14 protein-coding genes are annotated in these 14388 nt (G+C 53.6%); 7 read left to right on the forward strand and 7 right to left on the reverse strand.

The window, feature by feature from the left end; translation table 11 throughout:
* Positions 1 to 47: 47 nt before the first annotated feature.
* The 3 genes from C813_RS30255 to yfcG form a co-directional block, all read right to left on the reverse strand.
* Positions 48 to 539 (reverse strand): GNAT family N-acetyltransferase, encoded by a 492-nt coding sequence (locus tag C813_RS30255; protein ID WP_017458614.1) that lies wholly within the window; start codon positions 537 to 539, stop codon positions 48 to 50.
* Positions 540 to 607: 68 nt separating this feature from the next.
* The gene (locus tag C813_RS30260) at positions 608 to 1504 is read right to left on the reverse strand and encodes a TIGR01777 family oxidoreductase (protein WP_017458613.1); all 897 of its coding nucleotides are present in this window, start codon (positions 1502 to 1504) and stop codon (positions 608 to 610) included.
* A gap of 120 nt (positions 1505 to 1624) precedes the next feature.
* Positions 1625 to 2254 carry a GSH-dependent disulfide bond oxidoreductase gene (gene yfcG / locus C813_RS30265; protein ID WP_017458612.1) on the reverse strand — a complete coding sequence of 210 codons (630 nt, stop codon included), beginning with the start codon at positions 2252 to 2254 and terminating at the stop codon, positions 1625 to 1627.
* A gap of 139 nt (positions 2255 to 2393) precedes the next feature.
* On the opposite strand from yfcG, the gene yfcF reads away from it, so the two are divergent.
* From yfcF to yfcD, 3 genes are read left to right on the forward strand one after another with little or no spacing between them, the layout of a single operon-like run.
* A complete protein-coding gene (gene yfcF / locus C813_RS30270) occupies positions 2394 to 3038 on the forward strand; it encodes a glutathione transferase (protein ID WP_017458611.1) in 645 nt (214 codons plus the stop codon).
* A gap of 55 nt (positions 3039 to 3093) precedes the next feature.
* Positions 3094 to 3645: a phosphodiesterase gene (gene yfcE / locus C813_RS30275; RefSeq protein WP_017458610.1), complete on the forward strand. Its 552-nt coding sequence runs from the start codon at positions 3094 to 3096 to the stop codon at positions 3643 to 3645.
* Between the two features lie 54 nt (positions 3646 to 3699).
* Positions 3700 to 4245 carry an NUDIX hydrolase YfcD gene (gene yfcD / locus C813_RS30280; protein WP_017458609.1) on the forward strand — a complete coding sequence of 182 codons (546 nt, stop codon included), beginning with the start codon at positions 3700 to 3702 and terminating at the stop codon, positions 4243 to 4245.
* Positions 4246 to 4534: 289 nt separating this feature from the next.
* Here yfcD and pta read toward each other — a convergent pair whose 3' ends face one another.
* Entirely contained in the window at positions 4535 to 6673 is a 2139-nt protein-coding gene (pta, locus tag C813_RS30285; protein ID WP_017458608.1) for a phosphate acetyltransferase, read from the reverse strand.
* A 78-nt stretch (positions 6674 to 6751) separates the two neighbouring features.
* Complete coding sequence (gene ackA, locus C813_RS30290) at positions 6752 to 7954, reverse strand: acetate kinase (RefSeq protein ID WP_017458607.1); 1203 nt, start codon at positions 7952 to 7954, stop codon at positions 6752 to 6754.
* 336 nt (positions 7955 to 8290) lie between these two features.
* Here ackA and yfbV point away from each other — a divergent pair, with 336 nt between their 5' ends.
* The 4 genes from yfbV to C813_RS30310 all read left to right on the forward strand — a co-directional run bounded on the left by yfbV (position 8291) and on the right by C813_RS30310 (position 11991).
* Positions 8291 to 8746, forward strand: coding sequence for a terminus macrodomain insulation protein YfbV (gene yfbV, locus C813_RS30295; RefSeq protein ID WP_017458606.1), 456 nt, complete (start codon positions 8291 to 8293; stop codon positions 8744 to 8746).
* A 172-nt stretch (positions 8747 to 8918) separates the two neighbouring features.
* Positions 8919 to 9413: a YfbU family protein gene (locus C813_RS30300; protein ID WP_017458605.1), complete on the forward strand. Its 495-nt coding sequence runs from the start codon at positions 8919 to 8921 to the stop codon at positions 9411 to 9413.
* Between the two features lie 10 nt (positions 9414 to 9423).
* A complete protein-coding gene (locus C813_RS30305) occupies positions 9424 to 10083 on the forward strand; it encodes a sugar phosphatase (protein WP_017458604.1) in 660 nt (219 codons plus the stop codon).
* Positions 10084 to 10158: 75 nt separating this feature from the next.
* Positions 10159 to 11991: an SLC13 family permease gene (locus C813_RS30310; protein WP_017458603.1), complete on the forward strand. Its 1833-nt coding sequence runs from the start codon at positions 10159 to 10161 to the stop codon at positions 11989 to 11991.
* Positions 11992 to 12022: 31 nt separating this feature from the next.
* On the opposite strand, the gene yfbR is transcribed toward C813_RS30310, so the two are convergent.
* Positions 12023 to 12622 carry a 5'-deoxynucleotidase gene (yfbR, locus tag C813_RS30315; protein ID WP_017458602.1) on the reverse strand — a complete coding sequence of 200 codons (600 nt, stop codon included), beginning with the start codon at positions 12620 to 12622 and terminating at the stop codon, positions 12023 to 12025.
* An 80-nt stretch (positions 12623 to 12702) separates the two neighbouring features.
* Positions 12703 to 13917, reverse strand: coding sequence for a pyridoxal phosphate-dependent aminotransferase (locus C813_RS30320; protein WP_017458601.1), 1215 nt, complete (start codon positions 13915 to 13917; stop codon positions 12703 to 12705).
* Positions 13918 to 14388 lie beyond the last annotated feature (471 nt).

Consider the following 14388-nt stretch of genomic DNA (forward strand, 5'->3'; position numbering starts at 1 on the left):
TCTGCATCCCTCTCTTTTAACGCGACTGTCAGCTCAGCGCATTAGCCTTATTTTTCCCGCCGGTAAACCCAGTCGTCGTAATATTCGCCATGGAGCAGATACACTTTTTCCAGCACCTGTACGCGGTTAAAGCCGCTCTTTTCCAGCACCCGCACTGAACCCTGATTGTCCGCCAGTACCCACGCATTCAGCGCATTCACATTGCTCTGTGAAAAAACGTAATCACAGAGTGCTTGCAGCGCTTCGGAGGCGATGCCACGTCCCTGGGCTGCAGGCGCAACCGAATAACCAACGTCGGCTTCATGCGGGTTATGCTGGCTGATACGCAGGCCGATATCGCCAACCGCGCTGTGTTGATCGCGAATGATAAAGGCGTTGCTGTCCCGCAGGCGATCGTCAAACAGGGTTCGGATTTGCGCCCGGGAGGCGATTTCGGCCATATAGCGCATCACGCTGTCGTTTGAACGCAGATGCAGGAAAAACGGCCAGTCGGATTCCTGAAATGAAGAGAGCGTAAAGCGGGGCGTGTGCAACGTCATGAAATCGCCTTTGCGGTGGTAAAGCACCTTAGCTTACCACCACCAGCGACGTACGGATGCCACGAAAATTAGGAGGGAACCACATCTCCCAGCGCCTCTTCCAGATCGTACCAGCGAAAGGCAAACCCGGCGGCTTCTAGGCGTTTTGGCAGCGCGCGTTGACCGCCAAGCACCAGCACAGAGGATTCGCCCATCATCAGGCGCACAGCAAACGCCGGCGCGCGCATTATAGCCGGACGGTGCAGCACATGGCCGAGCGTATGTGAGAACTGCTCATTACGAACCGGGTAGGGCGACACCATGTTGAATGGCCCGCGCAGGTCGTTATCAAGCAGCCAGAGTATGCCGTTGACCATATCATCAATATGGATCCACGCCAGATATTGGCGGCCATCGCCAATCGGGCCGCCGATACCAAGGCGAAACAGCGGCAACAGCTTACCGAGAATGCCGCCTTTCGGTGCGAGCACTACGCCTGTGCGCAGCAGGCAAACCCGGGTGCGATCGCTTTGCGCTTCACAGGCGATTTGCTCCCAGCGGGCGCACAGCTTATGGGTGAATTCGTTATGCGGCGGCTCTTCCTCTGTGACCACCACTTCACCGAGATCGCCGTAGTAACCGGAAGCTGAACCGGAGATCAGCACTTGCGGCGGTGTGTCGCTGGCGTTGATCAGATCCGCAATTTGCTGGGTTATCTGCCAGCGGCTGTTGCACAGACGCTGTTTTTGCTCCTCGCTCCAGCGCTTATCGGCAATGGGTTCACCGGCCAGATTGATCACCGCATCGACATCATTCAGGTTGCTCAGCTCGTTCAGCCCTTTTAAAAGGCTGACACGCGCATCAAGCAGCTGTTGTGCTTTGGCGGGGTTGCGCGTTACCACGGTCACACTGTGTTTTAGCTCCAGCAGGCGGGGGATCAGATGACGACCAATCAGGCCAGTTCCGCCGGTAATCAGTATCTTCATGCTTCCCTCCAGGATATGTGTGCCTTTCCTCAGCATATGTGACTCAGCAAAACCCGCATGCGATGGCGGGCACATTTTGCATCAAATTTTTCAGCAATGTGAAGAGGTTACCCGCAATACTTACGTTTGTTGCGCCTTCTGTAGCGCCCGCTCGGTCGCCGGACGTGTACGAATACGCTCAAACCAGTTAAATACCGCCGGGTAATCTTCCAGATCGACGCGCTGGCGCGCGTGGGCATTGATCCACGGCCAGGCGGCAATATCGGCAATGCTGTAATGCTCGCCTGCCAGCCACGGTACACGTTCAAGACGTTTATTCAGTACCTGATACAAACGCTGGGTTTCGACCTGGTAGCGCTCAATAGCGTAGGGCACCGGCTGCGGCGCAAAGTGGTTAAAGTGGTGGTTCTGTCCGAGCATCGGCCCCAGCCCGCCAACCTGCCAGAACAGCCATTGCAGCGTAAGATGGCGCTCGCGGAGCTCGCCGCTGAGCAATTTCCCTGTTTTTTCCGCCAGATAAAGCAGGATCGCTCCGGATTCGAACACGCTAAGCGGCGCGCCGCCATCGGCGGGCAGATGGTCGACAATGGCCGGGATTTTGTTGTTAGGGGAGATGGAGAGAAAGTCGGGGCGAAACTGATCGCCCTTGCTGATATCCACACGGATCAGGCGATATTCCAGCTCCGCCTCCTCCAGAAAAAGCGTTATTTTATGACCGTTTGGTGTGGGCGCAAAATAGAGGTCTATCATCAAAGCTCCCGTGAAGCGGAAAAGAAACGTCTGAGTTTGAGTATAGGTGTTACCTCTGATGCGTGAACTTTCATCAAGTGACAGGGCGCACAGGACGTTATATTTTGAAGAAAAATCTCAACTACTGAACGAGGATGTTATGAGCGAACCGGCTATCACCTTATGGTCTGACGCAGAGTATTTTTCCCCGTATGTGCTGTCGGCCTATGTCGCACTACATGAAAAAGGGCTGCCCTTTACCCTCAAAACTGTCGATCTCGATAGTGGTGCGCAACGTGCACCCGACTGGCCGGGTTTCAGTCTGACGCAACGTGTGCCGGTGCTGGAGATTGAAGGGTTTGAGCTCAGTGAATCCACGGCGATTGATGAATATCTGGAGGAGCGCTTTGCCCCGCCGGAGTGGGAACGTATTTATCCTCTTGATCTGCAAAAACGCGCGCGCGCCCGGCAAATTCAGGCCTGGCTGCGTAGCGATTTAATACCTATCCGCGAAGAGCGTTCGACAACGGTAGTGTTTGCCGGAGCCAAAAAAGCGCCGCTTAGTGCTGCCGGGCAGGCGAGTGCCGCCAAGCTGTTCGCGATTGCTGGTGAGCTGCTGGCGCACGATAAACCGAATCTGTTTGGCGAATGGTGCATCGCTGATGTTGACCTGGCGTTGATGCTGAACCGGCTCGTGTTGAACGGCGACAGCGTGCCGGAGCGGCTGGCGGATTACGCCACCTTCCAGTGGCAACGCTCATCGGTCCAGCGCTTTGTTGCACTTTCCGCTAAGCGCGCGGGCTGATAAGCCCGGCAACTTCCGTTATTATGGGGCGTTTTCTTCCACATGAGGTGCAGTGATGAAACTGATGTTTGCATCGGATATTCATGGGTCGTTGCCCGCGACGGAAAGCGTACTGGAACGGTTCGCGCAAAGTGATGCCCGCTGGCTGGTGATCCTTGGCGATGTGCTGAATCACGGCCCGCGCAATGCCTTACCCGAAGGCTATGCGCCTGCGCAGGTTGCGGAGCGTTTGAATGAACAGGCCAGCCAAATTATTGCCGTGCGCGGCAACTGCGACAGCGAAGTGGATCAGATGCTGCTGAAGTTTCCAATTACTGCGCCCTGGCAGCAGATTTTACTGCCTGAACGCCGCCTGTTTTTGACGCACGGTCACCTCTTTGGCCCGGACGACGAGACGTCGCTGGCGGCGGGCGATGTGCTGGTCTATGGTCATACGCATATTCCGGTTGCTGAGAAGCGAGGTGTTATTTTCCACTTCAACCCCGGCTCGGTCAGTATTCCAAAAGGCGGATTCGCGGCCAGCTACGGCATGCTGGAAGAGGACGTATTGCGCGTTATCACACTTAATGATCAGCGGGTTATTGCGCAGGTCACGATTAATCCGTAAGTTACCTTTCAACCGAAACGCGCCAACAGAGCGCCCTAAAGAGAAGATTTCCCGATGGTGGAACAGAGTCATTTTGCAGGCATGGAGTGGGTGGATATTGTCAATGAAGACAATGAGGTGATCGCGCAGGCCAGCCGGCAGCAAATGCGGGCGCAATGTCTGCGTCACCGCGCAACCTACATTGTGGTGCATGATGGGATGGGCAAAGTGCTGGTGCAGCGTCGCACAGAGATCAAAGATTTTATGCCCGGTATGCTGGATGCCACCGCCGGTGGTGTGGTGCAGGCAGGGGAAAACCTGCTGGATTCCGCGCGCCGCGAAGCGGAAGAAGAGTTAGGTATTGCGGGTGTGCCGTTTGCCGAGCATGGCCAGTTTTATTTTGAAGATGAACACTGTCGGGTCTGGGGCGGGCTGTTCAGCTGCGTTTCCCACGGGCCGTTCGCGTTGCAGGAAGAAGAAGTCAGCGAAGTATGCTGGATGACGCCGGAAGAGATCACCGCGCGCTGCGACGAGTTTACCAATGATTCGTTAAAAGCGCTGGCACTGTGGATGACGCGCAATGCAAGTAATGATGCGGTAGCGGTGCAGGAAGCAGAGTAATCAGCGTTTCTGCCGCAGGCAAAACACCGACATTATCGGTGTTTTGTTTTTTTATCTCCTGACAGCAGATATAGCCGCGCAAGCATAAAGCTGCTTTCACAGAAGCGATACTGATTTGCCCCTGAAAGCCATGTCGAAACCTCTACAGAGAAGCACCTGTCGCGCTGTGAGATTTCACTCCTGGATAAGGCGAGCCAAAATCTGCTTCGCTTGCCAACAAAACATGATTTTCTGTCAGAAATAAAAAAGGCGACCGGATGGTCGCCTTTTTGTTGCCGGTTAAAGCAGATTACTGCTGTGAAGCCTGGATCGCGGTCAGTGCGATGGTGTAGACGATATCGTCTACCAGCGCGCCACGGGACAGGTCGTTAACCGGTTTGCGCATGCCCTGCAGCATCGGCCCGATGGAGATCAGGTCAGCAGAACGCTGTACCGCTTTGTAGGTGGTGTTACCGGTGTTCAGATCCGGGAAGATGAACACGGTAGCGCGACCTGCAACCGGCGAGTTCGGCGCTTTGGATTTCGCAACGTCAGCCATAACCGCAGCGTCATACTGCAGCGGGCCGTCGATTACCAGGTCTGGACGTTTTTCTTGCGCCAGACGAGTCGCTTCACGCACTTTCTCTACATCGCTACCCGCGCCGGAGTTACCGGTGGAGTAGGAGAGCATTGCCACGCGCGGTTCGATACCGAACGCGATAGCGGAATCCGCAGACTGAATCGCGATTTCTGCCAGTTGTTCAGCGGTCGGATCCGGGTTGATGGCGCAGTCACCGTACACATAAACCTGTTCCGGCAGCAGCATAAAGAACACGGAAGAAACCAGTGAGCTGCCCGGTGCGGTTTTGATCAACTGCAGCGGCGGACGGATGGTGTTCGCGGTGGTGTGCACAGCACCAGAAACCAGACCGTCTACTTCGTCTTGTTCCAGCATCAGCGTGCCGAGAACTACGTTGTCTTCCAGCTGTTCGCGGGCGACGGCTTCGGTCATGCCCTTGCTCTTACGCAGCTCAACCAGGCGAGCAACGTAGCTTTCACGCACTACGTCCGGATCGACGATTTCAATCCCGGTGCCCAGCTCAACGCCTTGCGCAGCGGCAACGCGGTTGATCTCGTCCGGGTTACCCAGCAGGATACAGGTCGCGATACCACGTTCAGCACAGATAGCGGCAGCTTTCACGGTACGTGGTTCGTCGCCTTCCGGCAGAACAACGCGTTTGCCCGCTTTGCGCGCCAGCTCGGTCAACTGGTAACGGAAGGCCGGCGGAGAGAGACGACGGCTGCGTTCGGAGGTCGCGGTCAGAGAATCGATCCACTGGGCATTGATGTAGCCAGCCACGTATTCCTGAACGTTTTCGATACGCTCGTTATCATCAACCGGAACTTCCAGGTTGAAGCTCTGCAGGCTCAGGGAAGTCTGCCAGGTGTTGGTATTCACCATAAATACCGGCAGGCCGGTGGCGAATGCACGCTCGCACAGTTTGCGTACGCTGGCGTCCATTTCGTAGCCGCCAGTCAGCAGCAGCGCACCGATTTCCACGCCGTTCATCGCAGCCAGGCAAGCGGCAACCAGCACGTCCGGACGGTCTGCGGAAGTCACCAGCAGTGAACCCGGGCGGAAGTGTTCCAGCATGTGCGGAATGCTGCGCGCACAGAAGGTCACAGATTTCACGCGGCGGGTTTTGATATCGCCTTCGTTAACAATGGTCGCGTTCAGGTGGCGAGCCATGTCGATTGCGCGGGTGGCAATAAGATCGAAACTCCACGGCACAGCGCCCAGCACCGGCAACGGGCTGGCTTCTTGCAGTTTCGCCGGGTCGATATGAATAACTTTAGCTTTAGACGAGTCATCAAAAATTTCTGACAGGTCAGGGCGGGTACGGCCTTGTTCATCAACCGGTGCGTTCAGTTTATTAACGATAACGCCAGTGATGTTGGTGTTTTTCGTACCACCGAAGCTGTTGCGGGTCAGTTCGATACGCTCTTTCAGCTGTTCCGGCGTGTCGGTGCCCTGAGACATGACAAACACGATTTCTGCGTTCAGCGTTTTCGCGATTTCAAAGTTCAGCGACTGCGCGAACTGATGTTTACGCGTCGGAACCAGGCCTTCAACCAGTACCACTTCAGCGTCTTTGCTGCTTTCGTGATAGCGGGCGATGATCTCTTCCATCAGCACGTCTTTCTGGTTGCTGGAGAGCAGCGACTCAACGTGGCTCATTTTCAGCGGTTCTGCTGCAGTCAGGCCAGAGTTAGCACGCACGATAGTGGTGGTCTGGTCCGGCGCATCGCCACCGGCGCGCGGCTGGGCAATCGGTTTAAAGACGCTCAGACGAACGCCTTTGCGTTCCATAGCACGGATAACGCCAAGGCTGACGCTGGTCAGGCCGACGCTGGTTCCGGTAGGGATCAGCATAATAATACGGGACACGGTTAATCCTCTTTCGTTACCGTCTTGCGAGACGGGTTACAAAACAGCACCGCCAGCGTGGGCTGGCGGTGTGTGGAATCAGGCAGTCAGGCGGCTCGCGTCTTGCGCGATGACCAGCTCTTCGTTTGTCGGGATAACGACAGCCGGGCGGGTGCCTTCTTTGTTGATAAAGCCAGACTTACCAAAACGGGCAGCCAGGTTACGTTCGTGGTCAACTTCAAAGCCGAGAACGCCCAGTTTGCCCAGCGACAGTTCACGTACCATGGCGGCGTTTTCACCGATACCGCCGGTGAAGACAACCGCGTCCAGACGACCTTCCATCAGCGCGGTGTAAGAGCCGATGTATTTCGCCAGACGGTGGCAGTAAACGTCCATTGCGCGCTTCGCGTCTTCTTTATCTTTGTAGTTGTCTTCTACATAACGGCAGTCGCTGGTGACTTCGGTCAGACCCAGCAGGCCGGACTCTTTGGTCAGCATTTTGTTGATAGCTTCAACGCTCATGCCCAGGGTGTCATGCAAATGGAAAATGATTGCCGGGTCGATATCACCAGAACGGGTACCCATTACCAGGCCTTCCAGCGGGGTCAGACCCATGGAAGTATCAACGCATTTGCCGTTACGGATAGCGGAAACAGAACCACCGTTGCCCAGGTGGCAGGTGATGATGTTCAGCTCTTCAACCGGTTTGTTCAGAACTTTGGCTGCTTCCTGAGTCACATAGAAGTGGCTGGTGCCGTGTGCGCCATAGCGACGAACGCCATGCTCTTTGTACAGTTTGTACGGCAGCGCATACAGGTAGGATTCTTCCGGCATCGTGGTGTGGAACGCAGTGTCGAACACGGCCACGTTTTTGTCTTTCAGGTTCGGGAAGGATTTCAGCGCTTCGGCGATGCCGATCAAATGAGCCGGGTTGTGCAGCGGTGCGAAAGAGGCTGCATCTTTGATGCCCTGAATAACGGATTCGTCGATAACCACGGAGCTGGTGTATTTTTCGCCACCGTGCACGATGCGGTGACCGATTGCGGTCAGCTGTGCAGACAGTTCTGGTTTTTGTGCCAGAATAGTGTTAACGATAAAGTTCAGCGCTTCGCTGTGAGCGGCACCTGCACCTAAAGCCGCTTCTTGTTTACCGCCATCAATTTTCCACTTGATGCGCGCTTCAGGAAGATGGAAACACTCGGCTAAACCAGAAAGGTACTCGTCACCATTAACTGCATCGATGATTGCGAATTTCAGTGAGGAGCTACCGCAGTTCAGAACCAGTACTAACTTACTCGACATGGAAGTACCTATTTATGATACGTGGCTAAAAAAGGTCAGTGAGTCGCACAGCGTAGCGCAGGTGAATACTGACAATTATGATTAACATCATGCCGGGTTTACTTTCTGGCATGATGAGAAGAATACATAAAATTTTAAGCTATTTTGCGCAAATTTCAGACAGTGGCATAATGAGCTTAAATTTGACGATTTAAAGATATTCGTCTAATGAACCGGTCAAGGCCGCCACAGGATACCTGATACCAGGTGGGATTGACAAAAAATTTTAACGATGTCATTCACAGTTGTTGTTTTGCACAAATTTTTTAATTTTTATATGTGAAGTTGAGGTAAACCATGTCCACTTCAGAGAATCGACCCGTCACTTTTTTTAGTTTGTTTAGTCGGGGTCAGCACTATGCGAAGACCTGGCCTATGGAAAAACGCCTCGCTCCGATGTTCGTTGAAAACCGGGTAATCCGCGCAATGCGCTATGCCACGCGCTTTATGCCGCCCGTGGCCGTGTTTACTCTCTGCTGGCAAATTGCGCTCGGCGGTCAGCTTGGACCGGCGGTGGCTACCGCGCTGTTTGCGCTGAGCTTGCCGATGCAAGGGTTGTGGTGGCTGGGTAAGCGTTCCGTGACGCCGCTACCGCCGTCGATTCTGCACTGGTTTTATGAAGTGCGCGGTAAGTTGCAAGAAGCGGGGCAGGCGCTGGCACCTGTAGAGGGTAAGCCTGATTATCAGGCGCTGGCCGACACGCTTAAGCGTGCTTTTAAACAACTCGATAAAACATTTCTTGATGATTTGTGAGTTTGAGCAAGTTTCGCCATCTCTATAAAAGAAGGCATTTTTGCGATGTCTTCTTTTTTATTTTTCATCGTGTTCTACCCAAAACCCCCGGCAAATCAAAAAAGCCGTCTTTTTCAGCAGGTAAACTCAAGGCATCTTTTTTAATGCGCCGATGTGCCACAGGAGTCGAAAGATGGAAATGACCAATGCCCAACGTCTGATCTTATCCAACCAGTACAAAATGATGACCATGATGGATCCGGCTAATGCAGAGCGCTATCGCCGTTTGCAAACCATTATTGAGCGTGGATATGGCCTGCAAATGCGCGAGTTGGATCGTGAATTCGGCGAGTTGAAAGAAGAGACCTGTCGCACTGTTATCGACATTATGGAGATGTATCACGCACTGCATGTCTCCTGGGCCAATCTGAAAGACACCAGCGCCATTGATGAGCGCCGCGTGACTTTCCTCGGCTTTGACGCCGCAACGGAAGCGCGTTACCTCGGCTACGTGCGTTTTATGGTCAACATCGAAGGCCGTTATACCCATTTCGACGCCGGTACCCACGGCTTTAACGCGCAAACCCCGATGTGGGAAAAATATCAGCGCATGCTGAGTGTGTGGCACTCCTGCCCGCGTCAGTACCACCTGAGCAGTAACGAAATTAATCAGATTATCAACGCCTGAGGAGGTGAGTGTGCAGTGTAAAGGATTTCTGTTTGACCTGGATGGCACCCTGGTGAATTCGCTGCCCGCCGTGGAGCGGGCTTGGTGTAACTGGGCTGATCGATTTGGTATCGCGCATGATGAAATACTGAATTTTATCCATGGCAAACAGGCGATTACCTCGCTGCGGCATTTCTTACCGGGCAAGTCTGAAGCAGAGATTGCGGCTGAATTTACCTGGCTTGAACAGATTGAAGCGGCAGACACTGATGGCATTACCGCGCTACCTGGCGCGATTGCGCTGCTTCAGCATTTAGATGAGTCAGGCATTCCATGGGCCATCGTCACTTCCGGGTCGGTGCCTGTCGCTCACGCGCGACATCGTGCAACCGGCTTGCCGACGCCGAAAGTGTTCGTCACCGCCGAGCAGGTCACACGCGGCAAACCTGAGCCTGATGCTTATCTCCTTGGCGCACAGCTGCTGAGGCTGGCACCGCAAGAGTGCGTGGTGGTGGAAGATGCGCCGGCGGGTGTCCTTTCCGGCCTTGCCGCAGGTTGCCATGTGATTGCGGTAAATGTTCCTGCAGATGCCCCCCGGCTTGATGAAGTCGATTTCCGGCTCACTACACTCGAAGCGCTCGATGTCGCAAAACGGCCGGACGGCCTGGTGAATGTCACGCTAAAGGCCTGATTCCATGATTTAACCCCACTTTTGTGGGGTTTTTTATGGCACTATTTCTCCACTATCAACTGACAAGGATTCGTTGTGAACGGTGAGCTTATCTGGGTACTGTGTCTGCTAGGCATCGCGGTGGTGCTTTTTGCAACGGGCAAAGTGCGTATGGATGCTGTTGCGCTGTTTGTTATTGTTGCCTTTGTTCTCAGTGGAACGCTGACGCTTTCCGAAGCGTTGTCTGGTTTTAGTGACCCGAACGTCGTGTTAATTGCCGCTCTGTTTATCATCGGCGATGGCCTGGTGCGCACTGGCGTAGCGACGAATATGGGGGCGTGGCTCGTCAACATGGCGGGCAGCAGCGAAATCAAAATGCTGGTGCTGTTGATGGTTACCGTTGCCGGGCTTGGCGCATTTATGAGTTCGACCGGTGTGGTGGCGATCTTTATCCCGGTGGTACTGAGTGTGTCAATGCGCATGCAGATTTCGCCGTCGCGGCTGATGATGCCGCTCAGCTTCGCCGGCCTTATTAGCGGCATGATGACGCTGGTAGCGACGCCGCCGAACCTTGTCGTTAACAGTGAGTTGCTACGTGAAGGTTTTGACGGGTTCAGCTTTTTTAGCGTGACGCCTTTGGGGCTGGTGATTTTGCTGCTTGGCATCATTTATATGCTGTTGATGCGTTTCACGTTGAAAGGGGAGAATGACGATACCGCGCGTGAAAGCTGGAAACGCCGCAGTTTTCGCGATCTTATTAAAGAGTATCGTCTGGCCGGGCGGGCGCGCCGTCTGGCGATTCGCCCCGGTTCGCCAATGATTGGGCAGCGCCTGGATGATTTACAACTGCGTGAACGCTATGGTGCCAACATTATCGGTGTTGAGCGCTGGCGACATTTCCGGCGTGTCATTGTTAACGTTAATGGGGTGTCCGAATTTCGTGCCCGCGATGTGCTGCTGATTGATATGTCTGCCGCCGAAGTCGACTTGCGCCAGTTTTGCGCTGAACAACTGCTTGAACCGATGATCCTGCGCGGTGAGTATTTTTCCGACCAGGCGCTGGATGTTGGGATGGCGGAGGTGTCGTTGATCCCGGATTCGGAACTGATAGGGAAGACAGTGCGGGAAATCGGTTTTCGCACCCGCTACGGTCTTAACGTTGTTGGTCTGAAACGCAACGGCGAGGCGCTGGAAGGTGCGGTGACGGATGAAATGTTACAACTGGGCGACGTTTTTCTGGTGGTCGGGAACTGGAAACTCATCAGCCAGCTTGGTTCGCACGGGCGCGACTTTGTGGTGCTCAATTTGCCGGTGGAAGAGAGCGCTGCGTCTCCGGCGCACAGCCAGGCGGCACATGCCATTTTCTGTCTGGTATTGATGGTTGCTTTGATGCTGACCGATGAAATTCCCAATCCGGTTGCCGCGATCATTGCTTGTATGCTGATGGGCAAGTTTCGCTGTATTGATGCAGAAAGTGCGTATAAAGCGATCCACTGGCCGAGCATTATTTTGATTGTCGGCATGATGCCGTTCGCGCTGGCGTTGCAAAAAACTGGCGGTGTGGATCTGGTGGTGAAAGGGTTGATGGATTTGGGCGGCGGCTACGGTCCGCACCTGATGCTAATATGCTTGTTCGTGATGTGCGCCACGATTGGTTTATTTATCTCTAACACTGCGACCGCGGTATTGATGGCGCCGATTGCCCTGGCGGCGGCGAAATCGATGGGCGTTTCGCCTTACCCGTTCGCAATGGTCGTGGCGATGGCGGCCTCGGCTGCGTTTATGACGCCCGTTTCCTCACCGGTGAATACGCTGGTTTTAGGGCCGGGTAACTATCAGTTTAGTGATTTCGTAAAAATCGGCGTGCCGTTCACGATGCTGGTGATGGTGGTCTGCGCACTATTAATTCCGGTGCTGTTCCCGTTTTGACATGACCGGGCTGTTGGCCCGGCATGTTCAGTTACAGCGGCGAATCCTGGCTGATTTCATCCAGCGACAAATGAAAGCTCGGCACAAACACCTGCATAAAGTAATCCATTTCCGGGCTGCGGCGCGCATCGAGTGTTTTTTCCAGCCGTGATTTAGCCAGCAAGAATTCGTTGTTGCCAGCGGAGAGTTCTTCCAGACATTTCAGATAAGCGCACAGGGCATCTGCCTGTTTCACGATCGATTTTTCTTCTGCGGTGTAGTGATGTTCGTCGATCAGCGGCGCAAAAATATCGCGCAGTTCTTCCGGCACCATCTCGACCAGTTTTTGCTGGGCGATCTTCTCGATGGCTTTATATTCCTGGGCGATCTGCGAGTTGAAGTATTTTACCGGCGTTGGCAAATCTCCGGTCAGCACTTCCGATGCATCGTGGTACATCGCCAGTAACGCGATGCGTTCAGCATTGACCTGGCCTGCGAATTTACGGTTTTTAATCGCCGCCAGCGCATGGGCGACCATCGCGACTTGCAGGCTATGTTCGGAGACATTCTCCGTGCGCACATTGCGCATCAGCGGCCAGCGATTGATGAGTTTAAGGCGGGAAAGGTGGGCGAAAAAATGGCTCTGACTCATGGTTAACCTTGTCTGTGACTGCGACCTGAGTCATTGTGCGCAGAGAGTGGGGGAAGATGCAAATCCTCCCCCCGGAATGCTTACTGGTGGTAACCCGAGAGGAAACGACCAAAACGGGTTATCGCCATTTCCAGATCGTCTTCGCGCGGCAGCGTCACAATTCGCACGTGATCCGGCCATGGCCAGTTAAACGCAGACCCTTGTACCAGCAGTACTTTTTCCTGTAACAGGAAATCGAGTACCATTTTCTGATCGTCGTGAATATTGAAGCGTTTGGCGTCGATTTTCGGGAACATATACAGCGCGCCGCTTGGTTTCACGCAAGAAACCCCCGGGATCTCATTGATCAGCTCCCACGCGCGATTACGCTGCTCATACAGACGCCCGCCAGGAACAATAAATTCACTAATGCTCTGGTAGCCGCCGAGCGCAGTCTGAATCGCGTGTTGTGCCGGAACGTTGGCGCACAGACGCATCGATGCCAGCATCTCAAGCCCTTCAATGTAGCCTTTCGCGTGTTTTTTCGGCCCGCTCAATACCATCCAGCCCTGGCGGAAACCCGCGACCCGGTAGGTTTTCGACAATCCGTTAAAGGTAATGGTGAACAGGTCCGGCGCGAGTGCGGCAATGGAGTGATGCTGCGCTTCGTCGTAAAGAATTTTGTCGTAGATTTCATCTGCAAAGATGATGAGGTTGTGCTGACGCGCGAGCTCAACGATTTCCAGCAGCAGTTCTTTTGAGTAAACCGCGCCGGTTGGGTTGTTTGGATTGATAATGACAATCCCGCGTGTACGCGGTGTAATTTTGGCGCGAATGTCGTCGAGATCAGGAAACCAGCCGGCTGACTCATCACATAAATAGTGCACCGCTTTCCCGCCGGAGAGCGAGACAGCAGCGGTCCACAGCGGGTAATCCGGTGCGGGCACCAGCATTTCGTCACCGCTGTTAAGCAACGCCTGCATCGACTGCACGATCAACTCGGAAACACCGTTGCCAATATAGATGTCTTCCACAGTGATTTCGCGCATGCCACGTGCCTGGTAGTGCTGCATGATGGCTTTACGCGCGGAATAAAGTCCTTTGGAGTCGCAGTAACCTTGCGCGCTGGGCAGGTTGCGGATCACATCAACCAGAATTTCATCCGGTGCCTCGAAGCCGAAAGGGGCTGGGTTGCCGATGTTGAGTTTGAGGACCTTGTTGCCTTCTTCTTCAAGACGTTTTGCTTCTTTCAGAACCGGGCCACGGATGTCGTAACAGACGTTATCTAATTTGCTGGATTTTTCGATGGAGGACATGAACCTTTGACCTTTTAGCTAGAATAGCCACTGCCTGCCGTGGAAGTGAGCACGGAACAATGTACTCCCCCGTCCGGCTGTTTTGAAGGGTTTGCAGGAGAAGATTTTGTCTTAATGTCTCTGATGGTTAACGATTCTTTAACTGCTTATTAGGCTTTTTGTTTTTGTTTTTTCTGTTTTTTCTTTTATTTTGGTTTTTAATGCTGGCATTTCGTTTTGTTGTGAAGTTTTTTACCGTCTAAAAGCATTCGTTTAGTCGTGGTTTGAGGCGCTTGTGCTACGGTAGAATTCGTTCTCTGCATAAAACCCGCGCGCTGGATTACTGCCTCATTTGGCCAGGCGAAGAAATCAGTTGGCTGTAAACGCAATGTTAAGAATTATTAATAGTTAGTTCTTCACTTAATTAATAGCGATTTAATATTGAGAATGGGAACGATGACTATCACTAATATTAATAAGATGATGGTGTGG

This window comes from Kosakonia sacchari SP1 (assembly GCF_000300455.3).
Classification (GTDB): Bacteria; Pseudomonadota; Gammaproteobacteria; order Enterobacterales; family Enterobacteriaceae; genus Kosakonia; species Kosakonia sacchari.

Bases quoted from the DNA above. Each gene is read 5' to 3' on its own strand.
- yfbV (WP_017458606.1), top strand. From the start codon at position 8,291: ATGTCCACTTCAGAGAATCGACCCGTCACTTTTTTTAGTTTGTTTAGT.
- yfcF (WP_017458611.1), top strand. From the start codon at position 2,394: ATGAGCGAACCGGCTATCACCTTATGGTCTGACGCAGAGTATTTTTCC.
- yfcG (WP_017458612.1), bottom strand. From the start codon at position 2,254: ATGATAGACCTCTATTTTGCGCCCACACCAAACGGTCATAAAATAACG.
- ackA (WP_017458607.1), bottom strand. From the start codon at position 7,954: ATGTCGAGTAAGTTAGTACTGGTTCTGAACTGCGGTAGCTCCTCACTG.
- C813_RS30260 (WP_017458613.1), bottom strand. From the start codon at position 1,504: ATGAAGATACTGATTACCGGCGGAACTGGCCTGATTGGTCGTCATCTG.
- C813_RS30300 (WP_017458605.1), top strand. From the start codon at position 8,919: ATGGAAATGACCAATGCCCAACGTCTGATCTTATCCAACCAGTACAAA.
- C813_RS30320 (WP_017458601.1), bottom strand. From the start codon at position 13,917: ATGTCCTCCATCGAAAAATCCAGCAAATTAGATAACGTCTGTTACGAC.
- yfbR (WP_017458602.1), bottom strand. From the start codon at position 12,622: ATGAGTCAGAGCCATTTTTTCGCCCACCTTTCCCGCCTTAAACTCATC.
- yfcD (WP_017458609.1), top strand. From the start codon at position 3,700: ATGGTGGAACAGAGTCATTTTGCAGGCATGGAGTGGGTGGATATTGTC.
- C813_RS30255 (WP_017458614.1), bottom strand. From the start codon at position 539: ATGACGTTGCACACGCCCCGCTTTACGCTCTCTTCATTTCAGGAATCC.
- yfcE (WP_017458610.1), top strand. From the start codon at position 3,094: ATGAAACTGATGTTTGCATCGGATATTCATGGGTCGTTGCCCGCGACG.